The sequence below is a fragment of the Maritimibacter sp. HL-12 genome, assembly GCF_900177545.1.
Classification (GTDB): domain Bacteria; phylum Pseudomonadota; class Alphaproteobacteria; order Rhodobacterales; family Rhodobacteraceae; genus Sinisalibacter.
In genome coordinates this window covers 852,188-875,125 of sequence record NZ_FXBQ01000001.1, presented here as the reverse complement: position 1 = coordinate 875,125, position 22,938 = coordinate 852,188, and the positions used below count along the sequence as shown (strand labels likewise).

The 22,938-nt window shown below is 64.6% G+C and carries 23 protein-coding genes; 20 read left to right on the top strand and 3 right to left on the bottom strand.

All coding sequences use genetic code 11. The features are described 5' to 3' along the window. The first annotated feature begins 25 nt into the window (after positions 1-25). The 5 genes from B9Y97_RS04435 to B9Y97_RS04415 all read left to right on the top strand — a co-directional run bounded on the left by B9Y97_RS04435 (position 26) and on the right by B9Y97_RS04415 (position 5,246). A complete protein-coding gene (locus B9Y97_RS04435) occupies positions 26-1,006 on the top strand; it encodes a sigma-54 interaction domain-containing protein (RefSeq protein WP_085525613.1) in 981 nt (326 codons plus the stop codon). 165 nt (positions 1,007-1,171) lie between these two features. Then, positions 1,172-2,530 (top strand): acyclic terpene utilization AtuA family protein, encoded by a 1,359-nt coding sequence (locus tag B9Y97_RS04430; RefSeq protein ID WP_085525612.1) that lies wholly within the window; start codon positions 1,172-1,174, stop codon positions 2,528-2,530. 8 nt (positions 2,531-2,538) lie between these two features. Further along, positions 2,539-2,868: a DUF4387 domain-containing protein gene (locus B9Y97_RS04425; RefSeq protein WP_085525611.1), complete on the top strand. Its 330-nt coding sequence runs from the start codon at positions 2,539-2,541 to the stop codon at positions 2,866-2,868. A 21-nt stretch (positions 2,869-2,889) separates the two neighbouring features. Beyond that, the gene (locus tag B9Y97_RS04420) at positions 2,890-4,098 is read left to right on the top strand and encodes an acyl-CoA dehydrogenase (RefSeq protein WP_085525610.1); all 1,209 of its coding nucleotides are present in this window, start codon (positions 2,890-2,892) and stop codon (positions 4,096-4,098) included. Further along, entirely contained in the window at positions 4,098-5,246 is a 1,149-nt protein-coding gene (locus B9Y97_RS04415) for a CaiB/BaiF CoA transferase family protein (RefSeq protein ID WP_085525609.1), read from the top strand. Before B9Y97_RS04420 ends, B9Y97_RS04415 begins: the two co-directional genes overlap by 1 nt. Positions 5,247-5,598: 352 nt before the next feature. Here B9Y97_RS04415 and B9Y97_RS04410 read toward each other — a convergent pair whose 3' ends face one another. Then, complete coding sequence (locus B9Y97_RS04410) at positions 5,599-6,696, bottom strand: GlxA family transcriptional regulator (protein ID WP_254900846.1); 1,098 nt, start codon at positions 6,694-6,696, stop codon at positions 5,599-5,601. 50 nt (positions 6,697-6,746) lie between these two features. On the opposite strand from B9Y97_RS04410, the gene B9Y97_RS04405 reads away from it, so the two are divergent. From B9Y97_RS04405 to B9Y97_RS04390, 4 genes are all read left to right on the top strand, one after another. Continuing rightward, positions 6,747-7,043, top strand: a complete 297-nt coding sequence (locus B9Y97_RS04405; RefSeq protein WP_085528104.1) for a nickel-binding protein — start codon at positions 6,747-6,749, stop codon at positions 7,041-7,043. A 381-nt stretch (positions 7,044-7,424) separates the two neighbouring features. Beyond that, the gene (locus tag B9Y97_RS04400; RefSeq protein ID WP_085525607.1) at positions 7,425-7,910 is read left to right on the top strand and encodes a TRAP transporter small permease subunit; all 486 of its coding nucleotides are present in this window, start codon (positions 7,425-7,427) and stop codon (positions 7,908-7,910) included. Positions 7,911-7,936: 26 nt separating this feature from the next. Next, complete coding sequence (locus tag B9Y97_RS04395) at positions 7,937-9,445, top strand: TRAP transporter large permease (RefSeq protein ID WP_254900964.1); 1,509 nt, start codon at positions 7,937-7,939, stop codon at positions 9,443-9,445. A 35-nt stretch (positions 9,446-9,480) separates the two neighbouring features. Beyond that, complete coding sequence (locus B9Y97_RS04390) at positions 9,481-10,542, top strand: TRAP transporter substrate-binding protein (RefSeq protein WP_085525605.1); 1,062 nt, start codon at positions 9,481-9,483, stop codon at positions 10,540-10,542. A 125-nt stretch (positions 10,543-10,667) separates the two neighbouring features. Here the strand turns inward: B9Y97_RS04390 and B9Y97_RS04385 are convergent, their stop codons facing one another. Continuing rightward, complete coding sequence (locus B9Y97_RS04385; protein ID WP_085525604.1) at positions 10,668-11,447, bottom strand: IclR family transcriptional regulator; 780 nt, start codon at positions 11,445-11,447, stop codon at positions 10,668-10,670. Between the two features lie 84 nt (positions 11,448-11,531). Here B9Y97_RS04385 and B9Y97_RS04380 point away from each other — a divergent pair, with 84 nt between their 5' ends. Continuing rightward, positions 11,532-12,479 (top strand): cupin domain-containing protein, encoded by a 948-nt coding sequence (locus B9Y97_RS04380; protein WP_085525603.1) that lies wholly within the window; start codon positions 11,532-11,534, stop codon positions 12,477-12,479. Positions 12,480-12,606: 127 nt separating this feature from the next. Here the strand turns inward: B9Y97_RS04380 and B9Y97_RS04375 are convergent, their stop codons facing one another. Further along, complete coding sequence (locus B9Y97_RS04375) at positions 12,607-13,758, bottom strand: FAD-dependent monooxygenase (RefSeq protein ID WP_085525602.1); 1,152 nt, start codon at positions 13,756-13,758, stop codon at positions 12,607-12,609. A gap of 223 nt (positions 13,759-13,981) precedes the next feature. Here B9Y97_RS04375 and B9Y97_RS04370 point away from each other — a divergent pair, with 223 nt between their 5' ends. The 10 genes from B9Y97_RS04370 (at position 13,982) to B9Y97_RS04325 (ending at position 22,937) form a co-directional block, all read left to right on the top strand. Further along, positions 13,982-14,284: a recombinase-like helix-turn-helix domain-containing protein gene (locus B9Y97_RS04370; RefSeq protein ID WP_085525601.1), complete on the top strand. Its 303-nt coding sequence runs from the start codon at positions 13,982-13,984 to the stop codon at positions 14,282-14,284. After that, positions 14,274-15,044 (top strand): ABC transporter ATP-binding protein, encoded by a 771-nt coding sequence (locus tag B9Y97_RS04365; RefSeq protein WP_085525600.1) that lies wholly within the window; start codon positions 14,274-14,276, stop codon positions 15,042-15,044. Before B9Y97_RS04370 ends, B9Y97_RS04365 begins: the two co-directional genes overlap by 11 nt. Before the next feature lie 13 nt (positions 15,045-15,057). Beyond that, a complete protein-coding gene (locus B9Y97_RS04360) occupies positions 15,058-16,032 on the top strand; it encodes an ABC transporter substrate-binding protein (protein ID WP_085525599.1) in 975 nt (324 codons plus the stop codon). An 80-nt stretch (positions 16,033-16,112) separates the two neighbouring features. Then, positions 16,113-16,880 (top strand): ABC transporter permease, encoded by a 768-nt coding sequence (locus B9Y97_RS04355; RefSeq protein WP_139828223.1) that lies wholly within the window; start codon positions 16,113-16,115, stop codon positions 16,878-16,880. 28 nt (positions 16,881-16,908) lie between these two features. Further along, positions 16,909-17,955 carry an aromatic ring-hydroxylating oxygenase subunit alpha gene (locus tag B9Y97_RS04350; protein ID WP_085525597.1) on the top strand — a complete coding sequence of 349 codons (1,047 nt, stop codon included), beginning with the start codon at positions 16,909-16,911 and terminating at the stop codon, positions 17,953-17,955. Beyond that, the gene (locus tag B9Y97_RS04345; RefSeq protein WP_085525596.1) at positions 17,955-18,695 is read left to right on the top strand and encodes an SDR family oxidoreductase; all 741 of its coding nucleotides are present in this window, start codon (positions 17,955-17,957) and stop codon (positions 18,693-18,695) included. Before B9Y97_RS04350 ends, B9Y97_RS04345 begins: the two co-directional genes overlap by 1 nt. Further along, positions 18,692-19,501 carry an alpha/beta fold hydrolase gene (locus tag B9Y97_RS04340; protein ID WP_085525595.1) on the top strand — a complete coding sequence of 270 codons (810 nt, stop codon included), beginning with the start codon at positions 18,692-18,694 and terminating at the stop codon, positions 19,499-19,501. The genes B9Y97_RS04345 and B9Y97_RS04340 overlap by 4 nt, the downstream gene beginning before the upstream one ends. A gap of 31 nt (positions 19,502-19,532) precedes the next feature. Continuing rightward, positions 19,533-20,462 (top strand): VOC family protein, encoded by a 930-nt coding sequence (locus B9Y97_RS04335; RefSeq protein WP_085525594.1) that lies wholly within the window; start codon positions 19,533-19,535, stop codon positions 20,460-20,462. Beyond that, complete coding sequence (locus B9Y97_RS04330) at positions 20,462-21,250, top strand: SDR family oxidoreductase (RefSeq protein ID WP_085525593.1); 789 nt, start codon at positions 20,462-20,464, stop codon at positions 21,248-21,250. The genes B9Y97_RS04335 and B9Y97_RS04330 overlap by 1 nt, the downstream gene beginning before the upstream one ends. 10 nt (positions 21,251-21,260) lie before the next feature. Beyond that, a complete protein-coding gene (locus tag B9Y97_RS04325; RefSeq protein WP_085525592.1) occupies positions 21,261-22,937 on the top strand; it encodes a thiamine pyrophosphate-binding protein in 1,677 nt (558 codons plus the stop codon). Position 22,938: the final 1 nt, after the last annotated feature.

The window sequence follows — 22,938 nt, the reverse complement described above, 5'->3', positions numbered from 1 at the left end:
TCGGAGCCGGGATATGGGACGGGACATGGCAGACTACAAAAACGAGCTTGTCGGCGATCATCCCAGCATCGTTGACCTGAACCGACTTATCAGTCGTGTTGCCACCAGTCCGGCGCGCACGGTTCTGATTTATGGCGAGACCGGCACCGGCAAAGGGCTCGTCGCACGCTTGATACACGGCCTTTCATCGCGGAAAGACAAGGAATTCGTTGATATCAACTGTGCCGCCATCCCGGCGAGCCTGCTCGAGTCGGAATTGTTCGGCCACGAGAAAGGCGCTTTCACCGGGGCGGTTGACCGCAAGCTCGGCCTCATCGAAGCGGCGAACCACGGAACGGTTTTTCTTGACGAGATCCGCGAGATGGATCTCACGCTTCAAGCCAAGTTGCTGAGCCTGCTCGACACCCACCAGTTCCGGCGTGTCGGTGCGGTGCGGAGCACCACCGTGGAAGCACGGTTCATCGCAGCGACGAACAAGATCCTCCTTTCGGAGGTCAATGCCGGCGCATTCCGCGAAGATCTGTATTACCGGCTTCAGGTCGTCGCCATCAACATCCCGGCGCTGCGTGACCGGGGCGATGACGTGCTCACGCTGTCGCGGCATTTCATCGCCCGTTACAACACGATCTACAATCGCAATATCCGCGGCCTTTCCGACGAGGTAACAGGGATTTTTCTGCGCTACGACTGGCCCGGCAATGTGCGAGAGCTTGAAAACCTGCTCGAGCGGATCTTCATCCTCGAAGATGAAGATATCGTATTGCCGAAACACCTGCCCGACCGGATCATTCGCACCGTCCGTGCCGGTGGGACCGAGGCGCGGGTGGCCGGTCCGGGCAAGCTTCAATCAGCGGCAGGCAACTTCCATGAGGCCACGGCAGACTTTCAACGCAAACTCGTCGCAAGGGCTCTGACCGAGGCGAATGGCAACGTTCAGGATGCTGCCAAGGCTCTTGGCATCAGCCGCCACGCCCTACGCCACCAGATGCAGAAGCTCGGTCTCTGACCAGCGTGAAAACCCCACATCAACGCGTGAAGAAGGCGCAAACCTCGTTTGCGATGTTCTCGCACTCTGATTTGTCCAATACATAACAATGGGTTGATTGCTTTGAAGGTGTTGGCATGAAAAATGCATCTAAATCTGTCAGACGCCAATTCTCGCGAGGACCACATGCAATCCCTGAAGATCATCTGCCCCAACGGGCATCTCGGCTTCGCGCCGCTCAAGACGGAGAGCTTCCGCCTCGGGGTTGCCGCAAGGCCGGATTTCATCGCTGCGGACTCCGGAAGCGACGATATTGGCCCAGTGCCGCTGGGCAGTGACACCTGCGCAAGCCCCAAGGCCTGGCAGAGGCACGACCTGGAAGCGATGCTGCTTGCCGCGCGCAAGACCGGAGTTCCGATGATGATCGGCTCGGCGGGCGATACCGGCACCAACAGTCGGGTCGATATGTATGTCGACATGATCAGGGAGATCGCGGCCGAGCACGAACTTCCACCCTTCAAGATCGGCTGGTTCTACTCGGAGGTCGACAAGGAACTCGTCCGAGGCAAGATCCGTTCCGGATCAGCGGTGCACGGCCTCGACGTGCGTGAAGCCCTTACGGAGGCAGAACTCGACGCGACCGACCGTATCGTCGCCATGGCTGGCGTGCACCCCTACCTGGAACTCCTCGAAGCAGGGTGCGACGTGATCATCGGCGGGCGTTCGTCCGACAGCGCGATCTTTGCGTCGGCGGCGATGCACAGGGGCTTTCCCGAAGCTCAATCCTACTACCTCGGCAAGGTGCTCGAATGTGCGTCCTTCTGTGCGGAACCCTACGGCGCGAAAGAGACGGTGCTGGGCGAAATCACCCCCGATGCGGTCAATGTCACCGCCATGGCGCCCTGGCAGCGCTGCACGATCGCCTCGGTCGCGGGCCATGCCATGTATGAGCGTTCGAACCCGTTCCACGAATTCGTGGCCGGTGGCATGCTCGACATGACGAATTGCCTCTACGATCAGGCGTCGGAGAAGACCACCCGCGTAACCGGCATGGAATTCGTGCCGGCCGAGGAATTCCGGGTGAAGCTCGAAGGTTCGGGCAAGATCGGTGAGCGCTTTGTCGGCATGGCCGGGATCCGCGACCCCTACACGATCGCGCATGTGGATGACGTCATCGCATGGGCCCGCACCCAGACCGAAGAACGCTTCGGCAAGGAGGGCTGGGAACTTCATTACAACGTCTTTGGCCGCAACGGCATCATGGGCGACATGGAGCCTCTGAAGGACCGGCCATCGCACGAGCTGTGCATCGTCGTCCAGGGCGTCGCGCCAACCCAGGAGATGGCCGAAGAGGTGACAATGACCGGTACCCGCCAGTTGTTCTACGCCCGACTGCCCGACGTGAAAGGCACCGCGGGAGGCGTTTCCTTCATTTTCGACGAGGTCATGAAGGCGAGCCCGGCTTACCGCTGGACCATCAACCACACCATGGCCGTGGATGATCCGCTGGAGCTTTTTCCCACCCATACGGCAACCATCGGCTGAGGACAGACATGAACACGCCCAAGAAACTCGCCGACCTGGCCAAGACGATCCGTTCGAAGAATGCCGGGACCGACAAGATCACCTTCGACATCATCTTTCGCGAGAAAGACACCTACGAGCTGGTGAAGCGCTCAAAGGCCCTCACCCGCGAAAGCGTGTGCAAGGTGCTCGGGATCGACCCGGACCGGCTGACCGATTTCGTCGAATACGACCCGGCGAACGCGATCAAGTTCACCATCCTGCGGGTCCGACCGAGCGGAAGCGCCGGCGATGGTGACATCTTCGGAGCGCAGCAATATGCGCCGTTCCTCGATCTTGAAGTCGATATCACCGCCTGAGCGCGGGGCAGGGAGGATAACATGGCGCAAGAAAAGGGCTATGGCCCCGAGCTTTCCGCGTTTGACTGGGCGGACCCGTTTCGCCTTGACGATCAACTGACCGAAGACGAGCGCATGATCGCCGCGAGTGCCCGGGCCTATGCACAGGACCGTTTGCAAAGACGTGTCCGCGCCGCCTATCGCGAAGAGCAGATCGAACCTGAAATCTTCCGCGAGATGGGCGAGATGGGCTTGCTCGGCGTGACCATCCCCGAGCAATTCGGCGGGCTGGGTGCGGGCTACGTCACCTATGGCCTCGTCGCGCGCGAAATCGAACGGGTCGATTCCGGCTATCGTTCGATGATGTCGGTGCAATCGAGCCTCGTGATGTATCCGATCCATGCTTACGGGTCCGAAGAGCAGCGGTGGAAATACCTCCCCGGCCTCTCCAACGGCGAATTCATCGGGTGCTTTGGCCTCACCGAGCCCGATGCGGGGTCCGACCCCGGCGGCATGAAGACCCGCGCCGAGAAGATCGACGGTGGCTATCGGCTTACCGGATCGAAGACGTGGATTTCCAACAGCCCGATCGCAGATGTCTTCGTGGTCTGGGCCAAGTCTGCCGCTCACGGCGGCAAGATCCGGGGCTTCGTGCTGGAAAAAGGCATGAAGGGCCTCTCGGCACCCAGGATCGGTGGCAAGTTGAGCTTGCGCGCCTCCGTCACCGGCGAAATCGTGCTCGATGGTGTCGAGGTCGGCGAAGAAGCGCTCCTGCCTAACGTGGAGGGGTTGAAGGGCCCCTTCGGGTGCCTCAACCGCGCCCGCTACGGCATTGCCTGGGGTGTGATGGGCGCGGCCGAAGATTGCTGGCACCGCGCTCGCCAATACGGGCTCGACCGCAAGCAGTTCGGTAAACCGCTCGCGCAAACCCAGCTATTCCAGAAAAAGCTTGCCAATATGCAAACCGAGATCGCTCTTGGCCTTCAGGCTGCGCTGCGTGTGGGCCGGCTGATGGATGCAGGGCAGGCCGCGCCCGAAATGATCTCGATGATCAAGCGCAACAACTGCGGCAAGGCACTCGACATCGCCCGTCACGCTCGCGACATGCACGGCGGCAACGGCATTCAGGAAGAATACGGAATATTCCGGCACATGGCGAACCTCGAGACGGTCAACACGTATGAGGGTACGCACGATGTGCATGCCCTCATCCTCGGACGGGCGCAGACCGGGTTGCAGGCGTTCTTCTGATGGGCGCACCGCTCGAAGGCATCCGCGTGCTCGATCTGAGCCGGATTCTGGCAGGCCCCTTCGCCGGCCAGACCTTCGCCGATCTCGGTGCCGAGGTGATCAAGGTCGAAGCGCCGGGCGGTGATGATACCCGCACCTGGGGTCCGCCCTTCATCGCGCGAGAAGACGATCGGTCGGCGGCCTATTACTACGCGGCGAACCGCGGCAAGAAATCCGTGGTGGCGGATTTCACCACTCCGGAGGGGCGGGATTTCGTCCGCAGCCTTGCCGTCGAGGCAGATGTGCTGATCGAGAATTTCAAGTTCGGCGGCCTCGCGAAATATGCGCTCGACTACGAGGCCCTTGCCAAGATCAATCCGCGCCTAGTCTATTGCTCGATCACCGGGTTCGGCCAGACCGGTCCCTATGCCGATCGGGCCGGATACGATTACCTTATTCAAGGCATGTCGGGGCTGATGTCGATCACCGGCGAGCCCGAAGGCGATCCGCAGCGCGTTGGCGTTGCGGTAACCGATCTTTTCTCGGGGCTCTACGCCGTTATCGGCGTGCTGTCGGCGCTGCGCGAGCGTGACCGCACAGGGATGGGCCAACAGGTCGATATCGCCTTGCTCGACAGCGCGGCGGCGATGCTCGCCAACCAGGCGATGAACTATTTCGCGACCGGCGATGCACCGGGCCGGATTGGCAATCAGCACCCCAACATTGTGCCCTACCAGGTTGTCCCGGTGTCGGACGGCAGTATCATCATCGCCGTCGGAAACGATAGGCAATACCGCAACTTGTGCGACGTTCTCGCCCGCCCCGAGCTGGCGAGCGATCCCGACTTCGCCACCAATCGCGTTCGGGTCGCCAATCGCGACAAGCTGATCCCCTTGCTGTCGGCCGAAACACGCCGCTGGACGAAGGCGGCGCTCCTCGCGGCGCTCGACGTGGTGAAGGTGCCGGCAGGGCCGATCAATTCCATCGCCGAAATCTTGGACGATCCGCAGATAGAGGCGCGCGGGATGCGCATCAAGCCGGGCGGCGTCGAAGGGCTCCGAACACCGATCCTGTTTTCCCGCAGCGCACTCGCGATCGACAAGACGGCACCTTCACTGGACGAGCACGGCGAAGCTGTGCGGGGGCAGGGCTTCACCTCGAAAGTTTGAGCATGTTCACCCCCCGAGGGCGGCCCGGAGGGTGATTTCGGCATGACCATGCACACGCTCTAGATGCCCTCGGGTTCGCGCGCCCATATCAACAGCAGCTTCGGCTTCAACCAGCGGCCTCTGATGACACCGGCATGGCGCAGACCCTCGTTTACCGCGACGACACCCTTGTGTGTGGGGACCGCAAGCGTTTCGATGCCCAAGAACCCCTGCAGGGTTTCTCTCTCGACCGCCACGACCGGTCTTTCTACACCGTGCCGGACGGGTTCCATACCGCTGTCACGCTGGCGACGGGCGGGCCGACCCTGTCCGGTTCGCGGCCGCGGGCCGCCATCCCTGTCGCGGGTCGGGCTCAGGTCCGCCACGGACGAAAGCGGGCTCGGTAGGCGGACGGGCTCGTGCCGCTGTAGCGCTTGAAGATGCGACGAAAGAACGCCGCGTCATCGTAGCCGACCGCCCGCCCGACCCGCTCGATCGACGGCGCGCCGTCCTCGAGCATGGTTCGAGCGGCGGCGATGCGAAGCATCTGAAGATAGGCACCGGGCATGTGGCCGGTTGCCTCCTTGAACCGGCGCACGAAGTTGCGCGGACTCATGCCGGCGATGTCGGCAAGGTCTTCGATCCGAAGATCACGCGCGAAATGCACGCCGAGATGGTGCTCGATGTCCTGGATCTGTCTGTCGTCATGGGGGCGCGCGATCGGCAGCAGGGCATAGCCGGACTGGCTCGGCCGGGGCATGTCGAGAAGAAGGGACTTCGCTACCTTGACGGCAACATCGCGGCCGCAAAGCTTTTCGACGAGATGCAAGCTCAGGTCGCTCGCGGCGTTGACGCCACCGCCACAATAGATCCCCGCATCCTCGGTGATGAGCAGGTCGGTCTGCCAGTCGACATCGGGATAGCGTTGCCGGAACCCTTCTGCGACACCCCAATGGGTGGTGGCGCGGCGACCGTCGAGCAGCCCTGCCTCGGCAAGGAACGCGACGCCGGAACAGACCCCGGCGATCCGCGTTCCGCTCCGGTATCGCTCCGACAGCCAGGGCGGAAGCGCAGAGTGCCGCGACATCCATTCGGCCGGCACCGGCCCCGAGGCCGACACCATGACAAGGTCGACCGGCCCGAGATTTCCGATTGCCCGGTCGGGCGCGATGTGCAGGCCGTATGCGCTTTGCACCGGCTTCCCGTCGATCGACGCGGTCGTGACGCGAAATCGCGGCTCCGGATCGGACCCGCACATCTCGTTCCACATCGTTCCGGCCGAGGCGAAGACTTCGATTGGGCCGACGGCGGTTGAAGCGTAGCCTTCATTGACGAGAACGATCGCGACATCCAGTATGTCGTTCCTCTCTGTCATGACCCCGAGACTGCCATAAAAGGGCGAAGGTTTCACCCGGCGCGGAAGACATTGGCACGATCGCCCCCGCTTTCTGTCTGCATCGCCGGGTGCCAATGCACACGGTCTGCTGCCAATCTGGGCCTGCAACCAAGAAGGAGGCAAAGATGGAACTCTACATCATCCGCCGCCACGGCATCTGGTCGAATGAAGACGAGCTTGCGGAGACCAACAGGAAATCGCTTGAGGTCGGTGAAGAGATGCAGGACCGACTGCGCTGGATCCGCAGTTACGCGGTGACCGAGGAAGATGGCCGGATCGGATCGGTCTGCATCTACGAGGCCAGTGACCGCGAGGCGATCCGCGAACACGGGCAACGTATCGGGGCGCCGAGCGAGGATATCCGCCTTGCCCGCGGCACCGCCGTCAAGCGGGCCGATCCCGAACCGGTGATATTTGTCTGACCGTCACGGCACCGGGGAGCGAAGCATCGCCAAGCGGCATGCGGCGCGGCCTTGCGCGGCCTCTGGGCCGGGGAAGCGGGGAGTCCCGCTTCGTCGGCCGGCGTGTGAAACCGGAAGCCAAGGCCGTTCGGCGAAAGCGGGCGCGGTGCGTTCGGCAAGGATACGAAAAACGCAGGCGCCGCAGGCATCGCTTGCTCCCGGACGCACTTGATCGGGCGGCGGTTCAAGGCAATCTTCCCGTGAACCCGGCGCAAATGGACAAGTCGGCTGGTCTGGGAGCCTCGCTGCCCTTGACAGCACTTGCGCCGACTTGTTGCATGGACCGGGAAGGGGTGGCCGGTGACAAACGCTGCAATCAGACTTTATCTGTCCGTGTGTGACATGCTCGACCGTGTGACGCTTGCGCTTTGCGCAATGGCTGGCGCGGTTCTGACGGCCGTGGTGCTGCTGAACGTGGTGTTGCGCTATGGCTTTGGTGCGGGGTCGATCAAGTTTCAGGACCTCGCGGGCTACGGTTTTGCCGTGTTCCTGATCCTGTCCCTGCCGCTGGCACTGGCGCGCGGAGCGCATGTCCGCGTCGAGGTGGTTTCCGAACGTCTGGGCCCGCGCTATCTGCGCGCCGCCGACGCCTTGGCCTGGGTTCTGGTGATCCTTCCGTTGTTCGGGCTGATTGTGTGGGCCGGGTGGCGGGATATCGTGTTTGCCTGGGACATCGGCGAGGGGGCGGTGACTCCGGGCGGACTGGGCGGCCTCTATCTCGTGCGCACGGCGTTGCCCATAGCTGCGGCGCTGATGATCCTGCAGGGGCTGGCGTGCTTGCTGACCCCGCGCGGTTCCCGGCAGAACAAGCGACAGATCCGCGAATGAGCCCCCAGGAACTTGTCTTGATCGCCATGTTCTTGGGCCTGTTCGCCGCGATCCTCTCGGGCATTCCTGCCATGCTGGCGATCGCCGGGGTGCCGCTGGCCACCGCCTGGATCGCAGGGCAATTCGGCTTTTTCAACCTGAGTCTGCTGAGCCTGTTTCCTGCCCGTGTCTGGGGGGTGATGACCAACACGCTGTTGATGGCCGTGCCGCTGTTCGTGCTGATGGGCGTCGTGCTGGAACGGTCGGGTCTCGCCGAGCGGATGTTGCGCGTGCTGGCCCGGCTGATGGGCGGCAGCCCGCGCGGGATGGCGCTGTCGGTGCTGCTGTTTTCAACCGTCATCGCGGCATCGACGGGGATCATCGGGGCCACCATCGTCATGCTGGTGATGATCGCGCTGAAGCCGATGATGGAGGCGGGCATCCACCGCCGTCAGGCGGCGGGGCTGATCACGGCGTCGGGTACGCTGGGCCAGATCGTGCCGCCGTCCATCGTGCTGGTTCTGCTGGGCGACCAGATCGGCAATACCTATCTGGAGGCGCAGCAGAGCGCGGGCAATTTCGCGCCGGACGCGGTTTCGGTGGCCGATCTGTTCGCCGGCGCGTTGTTGCCGGGGCTTTTGCTGGTTGGGCTGTATGCGCTTTGGCTGGCGGTGTCGGTGCGCCCCGTGTCGGGTGCGGCACATGCGCCCCGAGAGCCGGTTTCGGCCTCCGAGGTGGCGTTTACCTTTCTGCCGCCGATGCTGCTGATCCTGGCGGTTCTTGGGTCGATCCTGGGCGGGGTGGCCACGGCGACCGAGGCGGCGGGGCTGGGCGCAGTGGGCGCGCTGTTGATGGCCGCGTTCGTCCAGGTGCGCGGGGTGGAACGCTGGTTGATCGGTTTGGCGGGGGTCTCGGCCTTCGCCCTTGTCGGACTGCGTGTGACCGGGCTCGACCGCGCGGCGCTGGACACGCCTGCCGGGATGTTGGCGGCGCTGGCCGCGGTGGTGATCGGGCTGGGCGCGCTGGCCGCGGTGCTGCGCCTGTGGCAGCGCGGGCTGGCGGGCGAGGCGATGGTCGAGACAATCAAGGTGTCCGGCATGGTCTTCGGCATCGTGATCGCGGCCTCTATGCTTGCCCTGGTATTCCGGGGATTGCATGGCGACCAGACGGTGGCCCACCTGATGGACGCCCTTCCGGGAGACGAAATCGGCGCGGTGCTGCTGGTGATGGCGGTGGTGTTTGTTCTGGGCTTCATTCTGGACGCGGTCGAGATCATCTACATCGTGGTGCCGCTGCTGGGCCCCGCCGTGTTGATGGGGGAGGTGTCGCCGGTCTGGTTCGCGGTATTGCTGGCGATGAACCTGCAGACCAGCTTTCTCACGCCCCCGTTCGGGTTCGCCCTGTTCTATTTCCGGTCGGTGGCCCCCCCGACGATCACCACCTTCGACATCTATCGCGGTGTGATACCCTTCGTGCTGCTGCAACTGTTGGCGCTGGCGATTCTGTTTGCCTTTCCGGCGCTGGCGACATGGCTTCCGGGCCTGTTCTTTCAATAATCATCAGAGTTTTGACACCAACTGTGGAGGACGACATGAAACGCAGAACTTTCCTGGCCTCGGGCGCGGGCATCGGGGCGGCGGCACTGGCCGCGCCAGCGGTGGCCCAGGGGCGGATCGAATGGGACATGCCTTCGGGCTTCCCCAAGGCGGCCCCGGGCGTGGGCACCAACGGCGCGCGCTTTGCCGAACTGGTGGAAAAGATGTCCGACGGGCAGATGGTGCTGACCCATTACGGGGCAGGCGAGCTGGTTCCGCCATTCGGCGTTGAAGACGCGGTGCAGCAGGGCAACGTGCCGATCGGGCATTCCACACCCTATTACGCCGCCTCGAAAACCGCCGCCGCGCATTGGTTCACCGGCGTGCCCTTTGGCCTGACCGCGACCGAGCACTACGCCTGGCTGCGCTGGGGCGGCGGGCAGGAAATCTGGGACGAGATCTACGCCGAGCGGAACCTCAAGCCGTTCTATTCCGGCAATTCCGGCGTGCAGGCCGGGGGCTGGTTCAAGAGCCGGATCGAAGGGCTGGACGATCTGCAGGGCCTGAACATGCGCATCGCCGGTCTGGGTGGCGAGGTCATGCGCAAGCTGGGTGTCAATGCCGTGCTGATGCCCGCGCCCGAGATCTTCCAGGCCATGCAGTCGGGGGCCCTCGATGCCGCCGAATGGGTGGGCCCGATGCTGGATCAGGCCTTCGGTCTGCAACGGATCACCAACCTGTGCTACGTGCCCGCCTATGCCGAGCCCTCGGCCGGGCTTGAGATCATCGTCAATACCGATGCCTTCGCCGAACTGCCCGCCAACCTGCAGGCGATCGTCGAGGCCGCGGCGCTGCAAAGCGCGATGGAAACGATGGGCCAGTTCGATTGGTTCAACGTGACGGCCATGGCGCAATTGCAGGAGGACGGCGTGGAATTCCTCGCCTTCCCGGACGAGGTGGTTTCGGCCATGAAAACCGCCTGGGGCGAGGTGAAAGAGGAAACCCGCACCGCCAGCGCCGACGCCGCCCGCGTTCTGGAGAGTATCGAGGCCTGGGAGGCAAACGCCCACGCCTATAGCGCCGTCTTCCTTCAGCGCTACATGGCCGACCGCGGTTGAGACATGGAAGCCAGGGGGCGCTTTGCCCCCTGGCAACCGGATCGTGTGATGCCTGTGTTTTCCGCCAGATCTCCGGTCGGGAGAGGCGCGGATCCGGTTGAGGGCTTCGCCACGGTGATTATTGCTCAGGCATTGCCCAGGAGATGCGAAATCCGGCGCGCGGTGTCATGGACTTCCCGCCTGACCTCCTCGGGAACGCTGGAGCGTGTTTCGGTGGCCAGCGTGGCGTTGATCGCCGCGATCACGTTGCCGGAAAGGTCGCGCACCGGGGCAGCGGCCGAGGCAACGCCAGCCTCGAAACTGCCAACCTGAACAACCGTTTCCGCCGCGCGGTCGCGTCGAGACCGAGCGAGAATGTCGGCAAGCCCGAGGACGGTCCCGCCCGAGACCGCCGGTGCCGCGTCGCGATAGAGGGCGGTTATCGTTTCGTCGTCCAGCGCGGCAAGAAGAACCCGCCCCATCGTCGTGCTCGCCGCCGGCAACCGGCTGCCGACGTGGACGATGCTGCCCATGCCCAGTCGGCTCGGGGCGCGCAGCATGTAGAGCACGCGCGGCCCGTCGCGCACCCCGAGGTGGGTTGACCAATCCGTGCGGTCGCGCAGCCGTTCAAGCTCGGGCATGGCAATCTCGACCAGTTCGCGATTGGCCATGTAGCCGTAGCCAAGGCGCATCACCTCGGGGCCAAGGCTGTAGGTCTTGTTGCGCTCGTCGTGCAGCAGATATCCCATGTGGGTGAGCGTGTAGACCGTCCGGAAGGTCGCCGAACGGCTTTGGCCGATGACGCGGGCAATATCGCTCAGGCTCAGGACGCGCCGGTCCGGCGTGAAGGCACCCAGAACCTGCATGCCGCGCATCAGGCCGGGGACGAGGTATCGGTCAAATTCCGGGTCGGGTGTTTTGTCCATAAAACGGAGTATGGAGTGCAAAACGCAACTCGGCTACCCCGATTCCATCGACACAAGCGCAACAGGACACAGGAGAGTTGACCAATGAATAGCCAAGCCGGAACGCCAAACCCTCTGGCCGAAGACCTGAAAGCCCACGTCGGCCGCTTCACCGACAAGACCTTCGATTGGAACGCCTTCCCGTCGAACGCCGGGTTCGACGAGCTGGCACGCGCCCAGATGCGTTACATCGGGGCAGGGGGCTCACCCAAGGTTGGCGATACCTCGACGCTGAAGCCCGACCATTTCACGCTATCGCTGATCTACAAGGAGCCGGGCCGTTATGCCGCCTGCCACAGCCACGAGATCGAGGAGAGCTTCCTGATCATCAACGGCGCGCTGGTGGTCGGCTGGGAGCGTGACGGCGAGGTGGTCGAGGTCAATCTCGGTCCCAAAGACATGATCCTGAACGCTCGCGAGGTGGGCCATGGCTTCCGGGTCGACGGAGTCGAGCCGGTGCTGATGTCGATCTCGGTCGATGTCGGCAAGCCACTGCCGCCGAAATATCACTACCACCCGAAAGATCACGCGCCCGAACTGGCCCGCAGCTTCGGGGCGGAACCGGGCAAGACCATGCCGTTCGATCCCCTCGGCGACCATCCGCTGCAACAGATGATGGGCAAATACGTGGTGCGCCACGCCGAGCTGCCGACGATCTGGGAAGATGCGGGCTTTACTCGCAAGGTCTATGTCGGCCCCGGTGGGATCGACAACGACACCTGCCGCAAGGAGATGTGGGGCATCCCGAGCCGCGTGGGCGTGAAGGCATTCACCCGGGATGTGGAAGACGCCTACCTCGTGCTCGAAGGCTCGCTGACCGTCGGGTGGGAAGACGGCGGCGAGCAGGTCGAGGTCGAGCTCGGGCCGCGCGACCTCGTGAAAACGCCCGCGGGAAAAGCACATTGGTTCCGCAACAACGGCGCCGGTGCAGCCACGGTCTGGGCCGTGATCGGCACCGCCAACGACGATGGCGTGAAATACGAAGCCGCCTGACCCTCGCTCATGGGCAGGCTGGGCCGCTCCGCTCCGGCGGGGCGGCCCATTTTTGTCTGCGAAGGAAAAGAAAAGGGCACCTGGCCGAAGCCGCGCGCCCTTTCATGGCCTGCGCCGATTGTCTCGCTCAGGTCATCGCCGGCGCACCTAGCGAAGTTGCCCAGGCGTTGTAGCCATAGACCCAGTCGGCATTGCCGCCCTGCTTGAGCCAGTCGTTCGCCAGCGAGCCGCGCTGGACCGCGGCCGTCCGGTCGCGCCGGCTGTCTTCGTAGAGGCGAAGGGCGACGGGCACGTCGTCGGGGCGGTCGTCGAGGGCGCGCGCGAGCAACACCGCGTCTTCAATCGCCATACAGGCACCCTGGGCCATGAACGGCACCATCGGGTGCGCGGCGTCGCCCAAAATGGTCACGCGGCCCGCCGACCAGCGCGGCATCGGCTCGCGCACGTGCAGGGCCGAGCGCGTCACCTCCCCCACTGCGTCGAGCAGGGCACGGGCCTCGGGATGGAAATCGGTGTAGGCCGCGCGCAGTTCGGCGGGATCGCCGGGCAGGGTCCAGCCTTCCTGTTCCCATTCGGTCTCGCCGGTGGTGGCGAAGATGAAGATCTCCTCGCCACGGCTGAGCGGGAAGGTGACAATCTGGCGCTCCGCCTCGGGCCCCCACCACTTGGTGAAGCTGTCGAGGTTGTCGAGCCCGGCGACGGCATCGCGCGGCACGACCGCCCGCCAGGACACGAGGCCGGTGAAGCGGGGTGCGTCGGCGCCGAACATCTGTGTGCGCAGCACGGAATGAATCCCGTCGGCACCGATCAGCACGTCGGCCGGCTCGCTGGTGCTGCCATCCTTGAAGGCAAGCCGGACCTTGCCGCCATCTTCGGTGAAACCCGTCACCGCCGTGGCGAAACGAATCGTGCCTGGCGCGAGTGCCTGTTCGAGCGCGGCGAGCATGTCGGCCCGGTGAATGGTCAACTGTGGCGCGCCGCACTTCTCTTCGGCGGCGGTGCTCATCGGCAGGCGCGAGGTCTCGCGGCCGTCGTCCCACATCCGGCTGATTCGGTATTCGGGCCGGGCGGCGGTCCTGCGAAGTTCTGCGCCGACACCGGCACCGAGTCCGTCAAGCGCATGTACGGCGTTCGGGGTCAGGTTCACGTCGGCACCGACACGGCCAAAAGCCTGAGCCTGTTCGAAAATCTCAACGTCGTGACCGAGCGACTGCAAGGCGATTGCCGCCGTCATGCCGCCAACGCCGCCGCCGGCAACTGCAATCCGGAGTTTCGTCATGTCATCTTCTCCCTGTTCCTGACAAATGTTCAAAAAAGAACAAATCATTCAATTATGAATAATCGTCGGATGATCGCGGAACGTCAACTCCTTTGCCGTCCGCGCGGTCACTCAACGCCGAAGCTGCAAATATTCCTTGACTCGAAGCGCACCTGCCCGCCAAACTCGTATTTGAACAAAGTGTGCAAATATGAACTATGCACGAAACAGGGAGTGCTGAGACATGGACGCTTTCAGGGACAGGCTTTCGCAACGGGCGCATGATACCGGACGACCGGCGCTGGCGCACCAGTGCCGGGGGCGTGATTTGACAGAGGCGGAAAAGGCGCTCGCCTCGGCCCTGATGGATATCTACGGCTCCGGTACGCACAGCTTCGATGCCGTGGCCGAGGCCCTGACCGAGCGCGGGATCGTCGCGCCGCTTTCGGGCACGTCGGACTGGACGGCCGAAAAACTCGATGCCGAGCTTGCGGGGATCAACGCCGCGCTCGACGCCGCCTATGCGGAGCACGGCTATGGCGCTTGAGTTCCGCCACGTCTCGAAGAGCTTCGGCGGGCGCGACGGCGGCTCGCTGCTGGCGGTAGACGACGTGAGCTTCCGGGTCGAGGAAGGCGAGTTCGTCTCGGTCGTCGGGCCGTCGGGCTGCGGCAAGTCCACCATCCTTTCAATGACCGCGGGGCTCTACCAGCCGACGGAAGGCGAAGTGCTGGTGAGCGAAGAGCGGGTGACGGGGCCCAACACCCATGTTGGCTTCATGCTCCAGAAAGACCTGCTGCTGCCTTGGCGGAGCATCATCCACAATATCGAGTTCGGTCTCGAATCCCGCGGCGTTCCGCGCGCCCAGCGCCGCGAACGGGCGATGCGGGAGCTTGCCCATTGCCATCTCGAGGGCTTCGAGAATCACTTTCCCTACCAGCTTTCGGGCGGCATGCGGCAACGCGCGGCCCTTGCCCGCACCCTCGCGATCGATCCCGAAATCATCCTGCTCGACGAGCCGTTCTCGGCGCTCGACGCGCAGACCAAGCTTCTGCTTCAGAACTCGTTTGCCGGCACGATCAAGGAGGCCGGCAAGACCACGTTGCTGATCACCCACGACCTTTCGGAAGCGGTGCTGATGTCGGACCGGATCCTGGTTCTGAGCGAACGTCCCGGCCAGATCATCGCCGAGATCACGGTCGATCTGCCGCACCGCGACAAGCCGATCAAGCGGCGCCTCATGCCGGAAGTGGGCGACTATGCCGCCCAGCTCTTCAAGCATCTCAAACTCGAAGAAAAAGCAGCCTGAACAGGGAAAAACCATGAAACAAACTCTACTCAAGACCATCACCGCCGCGGCTTTCGCGATTTCAGCCAGTGCGGCGCTCGCCCAGGAAAAGGTCACCTACCTTTTCCCCGCGCCCGATTTCCTGCCCGCCTTCGCACCGTTCCAACTGGCGAAAGGCAAGGGCTACTTCGAAGACGCCGGGCTCGACGTGACCTTTCAGGTCGGCAAGGGCGGGGCCGATGTGGCCACCCAGGTGGCGCTCGGCAACGCCGATCTCGGTGGCGGCATCGGCGACACCCCGATCATCGTGCGCGCCAATGGCCTGCCGATCCGCGGCGTTGCCCTGCTCGGCGGGCGCGGCCTGACCCAGCTTGCCTGGCGGGCCGACAGCGGCATCACCGGGCCGGAAGACTTCGCAGGCAAGTCGATCGGTGTGCTCGCGTTCCAGGATACCACCTATTACAACCTGCTCGGCGTGCTCGCCTCGGTGGGGCTTTCCAAGGATGACGTCGATATCCAGGCGGTCGGCTCGGGCGGGATCATCCAGCTCAACATTTCGGGCGACCTTGATGGCATGTCGGGTGTGCCGGAGTGGATCGCGGCGATCGAGGGTGCCGGCGTCGAGATGGGCCAGACCCCGGTCGACACGATCTTCCCCGCCATGGCGCAGGCGATCATCGCCTCGGACGAAACCATTGCCGAGCGTCCCGAAGTTGTCGATGGCTTCGTGAATGCCGTACTGCAGGGCATCCGCGACATCGTGGCCGACCCGGCACAGGCGGCGAAGGACTACGTCGGCATGGTGCAGCAGCACGAAGGCCAGGAAGCGCAGATCGAAGCGATCATGCGGTCCTATGCAACGCTGATCTACCCCGAGGGCGAGAACCAGCCGCTCGGTGCCTTCGATCCCGAGCGGATCGCGGCGGTGCAGGACTTCTACCTCGACAGCGGCATCGTCCAGACCGCCGTGCCGGTCGACGAGCTCTACACCAACGACTTCGTCAAATGACCGACGCAGCACAAAACACGACCGGGGCCGTGAAGGCCCCGGTACCCCCCGCGGCCGGATCCGCCAGAAGGAGCCCCTCGATGCTTCGCACCCATGCCACCAAGCTGACGAGCGCCGCTATCCTCATCCTTGTTCTGGTTGCCTGGGAAGTGCTGCCGACCGCGCTCGACGTGCCGCGGTTCATCATCCCGACGCTGTCGGATTCGATGATCGAACTCAAACGGATGTGGACCAACGAGGGTCTGCTTGGCCACGTCACCTCGACCGCGCTCCTGACGCTGATCGGTTTCCTGATCGGCAGCCTGCTTGGTGCCGTGATGGGCTACCTGCTCGGCATGTCTACCTTCTGGGAAAAGGTGCTGTCGCCCTACATTCTCGCGCTTCAGATTGCTCCCAAGGTCGCCTTCGCGCCGCTGTTCATCATGTGGTTCGGCTACAACTCGATGCCGAAGCTGCTGGTGACGGTGCTGATCGTCTTCTTCCCGGTGCTGGTCAACGTGCTGCAGGCGATGCGCACCGTCGACCGCGACCTCGTAAATCTCGCGCGTGCCTACAATCTTACCCGGATGGGCATTTTCTGGAAGGTCGAGATGCCTTCGACTCTGCCCAACCTGATGGCGGGCCTGCGCATCGCGTCGACCCTGGCGGTGATCGGCGTGACGGTCGGCGAACTGGTCGGTGGCAACACCGGTCTCGGCTACCTGATTTCCTACGGCGGGGGCCAGGCCAACGCGGCCATGGTTTTCAACGCCATCATCCTGCTCACCGTGATCGGCTTCGTGCTCTACGCCGCGCTCGAACGGATCGAGGAACGGGTTCTGCATTACCTTCCCAAGGCTGATCACTGATCGCCAAGGGGGCTACGGGAGACAAATCATGACTGCAACCGACAAGAAATCGCTCATTGAAAATCGGGTGAACGAAGGCCTGAAGGGGCAATGGTACCCGGTGGCCAAATCGGTCGAGATCAAGACAACGCGGCCCTATGGCGCACGGCTGCTTGGCGAGAAGATCGTGCTCTGGCGTGATGGCACCGGCAAGATTGCCTGTATCGAGGATTTCTGCCCCCACCGCGGCGCGCCGCTGAGCTATGGCGAGATCCATGGTGGCAATATCGGCTGCCGGTATCACGGCGTCATCGTGAACGGCGAAGGGGTGGTCGAGCGGGTGCCGGCGATGCCCGATTGCGCGCTGGAAGGTCGCAAGGCGCTGACCTCCTACGCCGTGACCGAGAGCAACGACGCGGTTTTCGTCTATGTTCCGTCGGTCGACCAGCCGGAGCCGCCCGAACTGGTGATGCCGAAAGAGCTGCGCAGCGACAGCTGGACCGGTTTCCTTTGCACTTCGATCTGGGAGACCAACCACCGCTACGCGCTCGACAACCTCGCCGACCCGATGCACGGCTGCTACCTGCATGCCGAGAGCTTCACCCTGGCCTATGGTTCGAAACAGGACTTGATGAAGCTCGACAAGACCGAACACGGCTTCCGGGTCGAGCGGGTGGGCCAGGTAGGCGAGAACTTCGACTGGTCGGAGTTCGAGATCCATCCCGGCAACATGTTCTGTTTCCTCGACATTCCCTATCCGCCGGCGGCGGGGCCGGGTGGGTTCATGCGCATCGTCGGCTTTGTCACACCGATCGACGCGCGCACCACCAAGGTGTTCTTCTGGCGGCTGCGCGAGGTTGAGGGCACCGCGCGCGAAAGCTGGCGCTTCCTCTATCGCGCCCAGCTCGAGGAAAACCATTGGAACGTGCTCGAACAGGACCGGGTGATGCTCGAAGGCATGCCCGACGACGCCCGCAAGCGGGAGATGCTCTACCAGCATGACCTCGGCGTGAGCCGGTTGCGGCAGATGCTTACCCGGGCTGCGAAAGCCCAGGTCGAAGCCGAGATGAAGGCTGCCGAGGTGGCGGCGGAGTGATGCGGCTGGACGGGCGTCATATACTCGTGACCGGTGCGGCGCGCGGCCTCGGGGCCGAGATCGCCCGATCGCTGGCCGCGGCCGGGGCCTCGCTGATCCTCGCCGATATCGCCGAGGACGAAGGACGCGCCACCGCGGAGGCGCTGGGCGCAACCTTCTTGCCTGTCGATCTCGGCGATCCGGCATCGATCGAGGCGCTCGCGGTGACCCTGTCTGATATCACCGGCGGCGCGTTGCACGGGCTCGTCAACAACGGCGCCATTGCCACCGGGATCGGCGGGATCGGCTTTGAGGATGTCGAGATCGAAACCTTCGACCTTGTCCAGCGGGTCAACGTGCGGGGGACCTGGCTGATGACGCGTGCGGCGGCGCCGCTCCTGCGCGCCTCGGGCTCGGGGCGGGTGGTCAACATGGCGTCCGACACCGCGCTCTGGGGCGCGCCGAACCTGATCTCTTATGTCGCCTCGAAGGGGGCGGTGATGGCGATGACCCGCTCGCTCGCCCGCGAGCTTGGCCCGGACCGGATCGGTGTCACCGCCGTGGCGCCGGGGATCCTCACCACCGAAAGCACCGACTACGTGCCCGAGGCGCGCCACAGGCTTTATGCCGAGGGGCGCGCCGTGCCGGGTCCGCAGGGGCCGGAAGAGATTACCGATGTGGTCGCCTTCCTGCTCAGCGAGGGGGCGCTGACACTCACCGGGCAGGTGCTGCCGGTCAACAACGGCTTCGTGTTCTCATGACTGATTGGCACCGCCATGACGTGAACGGGATCGAGGTGCTCGAACGGCCGGGTGCCGGTGCGGCGCTCGTGCTGCTGCATGGCATCGGATCGCGGGCCGCGTCGTTCACGTCGCTGCTTTCGGAGCTTGCGCCTGAGACCCGCGTGATCGCGTGGAATGCTCCGGGCTACGGGGCATCGCGGCCGCTGTCCGAGCCTTGGCCGGAGGCAAACGATTATGCCGCCGCGCTCCTCGGCGTGTTCGATGCCCTTGGCCTGGTTGAGGTGACGCTTGTGGGTCACTCGCTTGGCACGCTCACCGGGGCGGCCTTCGCCGCGCGCCATCGCGACAGGGTGGCCCGGCTCGTACTTGCTTCGCCGGCGCTGGGCCACGGCGTGCCGCGCGGCGCGGCCTTGAGCCAGGCCGCCCAGGCGCGGATCGACGATCTGGAGCGGATGGGTCCGGTCGCTTTCGCAAAGGCGCGCGCGCCGCGACTGGTGCACGCGCCTCAGGCCAATCCCGAGTTGGTGGCGCAGGTGACCGACGGGATGTCGGCGGTGACGATGCCCGGCTACGGACAGGCAGCGCGGATGCTGGCCTCCGGGCGTCTGCTCGACGATATCGAGCGGCTCGCCGTCGCCACCGACGTGGTCGTGGGCGCGGAAGACGTGGTGACACCGCCCGACGGGGCCTTCAGGGCCTACGGTGCTGTCCCGCCCCGTCACCGCGGTCGTTACATTCTCGTGCCCGGTGCCGGGCACGCGCTCTACCAGCAAGCACCCGCCGCCTTTGCGGCCATGCTCGAAGATCAAACGGAAACGGCGTGATGACAGCGTCGGCCAGAAGAAGGACAGAAACATGACCGAGACGATCCGGGTCGGAAACCTGCGCGGGATCATGATGCGCGCGCCGGGCATGATCGAGACCCTGCCGTTCTACCTCGATATGTGGGGGCTCAGCCTCGCGCATCAGGCGGATGGCGAGGCGCTTCTGCGCGGCACCGGCGCGGAACCGTTCCTCTATGGCCTCAAGGACGGTGACACCTACGGCATCGAATACGTGCATTTCGCCATGCCCGACCGCGCTTCCATGGATGCCTTGCACGCGCAAGCCGTCGCCCGGGGTGCCGAAGTGCTTGGCGCGCCGGCCGCGTTTGACGATTGGACCGGCGGCTACGGTTTCGAGGTGCTCGATCCCGACAACCGCCGACTGCGCTTTCGCACCGAGGCGCGCGTGCTGGACGATGAGCCCGATTGGGCCAAACCGCGCAAGGTCAGCCACGTCGTGCTCAACACCCCCGACATGGACGGGGTTCAGGCCTGGTATGAAGACGTGCTCGGGTTTCGCACCTCCGACTACTCGGCCGACCAGATGGTTTTTCTGCGCTGCAACACCGACCATCACTCGATCGCGCTGGTCCGCACGCTATATCCCAGCGTGAACCATGTTGCCTTTGAACTGCCGTCGCTGGACGAGTTCATGCGCTCGATCGGGCGGATGAAGCAGAAGGGCCACGTGCCGAGCTGGGGCCCGGGGCGACACGGGCCGGGCAACAACCCGTTCGCCTATTTCGTGTCGCCCTCGGGCTACGTGATCGAGTTCACCTCCGAATTGCAGCAGATCGACGAGGATACCCACGAGGCGAAGGTCTGGTCGCGGACCGATCCGGAATCGATGGACCGCTGGATGACCGCTGGACCGCCCACGCCGGCGCAACGCGCGGTGATGCAGGGGCGCCCCGATCCGGGTTTCCCGCATCTCGCCAAACGCAACCGGGGAGCGGCCTGATGAACTATGGCTATGACGGTTCTGTCGCGGTCGTGACCGGAGGTTCCTCGGGGATCGGCCTTGCCACGGTCAGGGTTCTGCTGGAGGAGGGCGCACGGGTTGCCCTCTGCGCCCGCAACGAAAGCCGCCTCGAACAGGTGGCGGATGTGCTGCGGCGCGATTTCGGTGAAGACCGCGTATTGGCGCGCGCCTTGTCGGTGCTCGACAAACCGGCCGTTCAAACCTTCGCCGCCGAGGTTGAGCAGGCCTGGGGCCGTTGCGATCTTCTGGTCAACAACGCCGGTGCCGGGCGGCAATCGACTTTTGCCGAGACATCAGACGAGGATTGGCGCGCCGAATACGAGCTGAAGCTGTTCAGCCAGATTCACCCGATCCACGCCTTCCTGCCAATGCTGCGTGCGGCGAAAGGCGCGATCGTGGCGGTGAACTCGTTGCTGGCCTACCAGCCCGAACCGCACATGGTCTGCACTTCTTCGGCCCGGGCCGGGGTGCAGAACCTGCTGAAATCGCTCAGCATCGAGCTTGCCCCCGACGTGCGGGTCAATTCGGTACTGATGGGGCTGATCGAATCCGGTCAGTGGACGCGCCGTTTCGCGGCGCGCGAAGACCAGTCGGTGAGCCGTGCCGAATGGTATGGCGCGCTCGCGGCGCGCAAGGGCATTCCGCTGGGCCGCCTCGGCGATCCGGGTGAAGCCGCCAATGCGATCGCCTTTCTCGGCTCGCGCGCGGCCAGCTACATCACCGGCGCACAGCTTGACGTGTCGGGCGGCCTGGCCCGCCATATTTAGGGAAATGGGTATGAAACACGAAACAATCGCGCAGACCGCGAGCGTCGGGGACTACATTGCCCGGTATCTTGCTGACGTGGGCGTGACCACGATGTTCGGGGTAATCTCGATCCACAACATGCCTATTCTCGACGCGGTGGCGCGCCAGGGTCGCATCCGCTTCGTGCCCGCGCGCGGCGAGGCGGGGGCGATGAACATGGCCGATGCCTATGCGCGCGTCTCCGGCGGATTGGGTGTCTGCATCACCTCGACCGGCACCGCGGCGGGAAATGCCGCCGGGGCACAGGCCGAGGCGCTGACCGCGGGCAGCCGGGTGCTGCACATCACCAGCCAGGTTGACCTTGCCTATGCCGACCGCGACCGGGCCGCGATCCACGATGTGCCGCGCCAGCCCGAAATGCTGCGCGGTGTATCGAAAGCGGTGTTCCGGATGTGGGACGCAAACGGGGCCGTCGGTGTGCTCACCGCGGCGGTTTCGGCGGCGTTGTCGGCACCGACCGGGCCGGTCAGCCTTGAAATCCCGGTCGATGTCCAACGCTGCGCTGCGGTTGCGCAGGACGTGGTTCTGGTGCCAGAGCCAGTACGACCGCGCGCCTCTGACGCGGCGCTCGACGCATTGGCCGCCGCGCTGCTGCGTGCCCGTCGACCGCTGCTCTGGCTCGGCGGCGGCGCGCGCGGTGCAACGGTCGAGGCGACGGAGCTTATGAACCGCGGCGTGGGCGTAGTCACCTCGACCAACGGGCGCGGCACGGTTTCTGAAGAAGCGGCCGCCAACCTCGGTGCCTTCAACATGGGGCCGGATGCGGTGGCGCTCTATGAGAGCTGCGATCTGGTTCTGGTCGTGGGTTCGCGCCTGCGCGGCAACGAAACCCGCAACAACCTCATGCCGCTGCCGCGCCCGCTGCTGCAGATCGACGCCGATGCCAGCCAGGGCGGGCGCAACTACCCGGTCGATCTGTTCGTCCACGGCGATGCCGCCGATAGCCTGCGCCGCCTGCTCGACCGGCTGCCGCCGAAGCTCGATACCGATCCGAACCTTTCCTTCGACATTGCCCGCGCCCGGGCCGAAGCCGAAGGAAAGATGCGCGCACAGCTCGGGCCCTACCGCGTCGTCGCCGACGCGATCAGCGAGGCGGTGGCGGCGGGCGGGCACGCCTGGGTGCGCGACGTGACGATCTCCAACTCCACCTTCGGCAATCGCTACGTGCGGCTCAGCCGGCCCGAGCAAGGCGTGCATGCGCTGGGCGGCGGGATCGGCCAGGGGCTGGCGATGGGGGTCGGCGCGGCGCTGGCCTGTGACCCCGGGCAGAAGGCGGTGACCCTCGTGGGCGACGGCGGCACCATGCTCGGCCTTGCCGAAATGATCACCGCCGTCGATGAGGCGGTGCCGCTGGTCTACGTGCTGATGAACGATCAGGCCTATGGCGTCATCCAGAATATCCAGGATGCGCAATACGACAGCCGCCGGCACTACTCGGCGCTGGCGGTGCCCGAGTTCGAGACCTTCTGCGCCTCGATCGGCATGCCGCACCGAAAGGTGACGCATGTAGACGCCTTTGCCGGCGAACTCGACGCCGCCCTGGCGGCGAGGGGACCGAGTCTCATCGAGATCGACATGAATGCGATCGGCCCGTTCGGCGAGGCCTTTGCCGGTCCGCCCGCCGGGGCGGCCCAGAAAGGGGACTGAG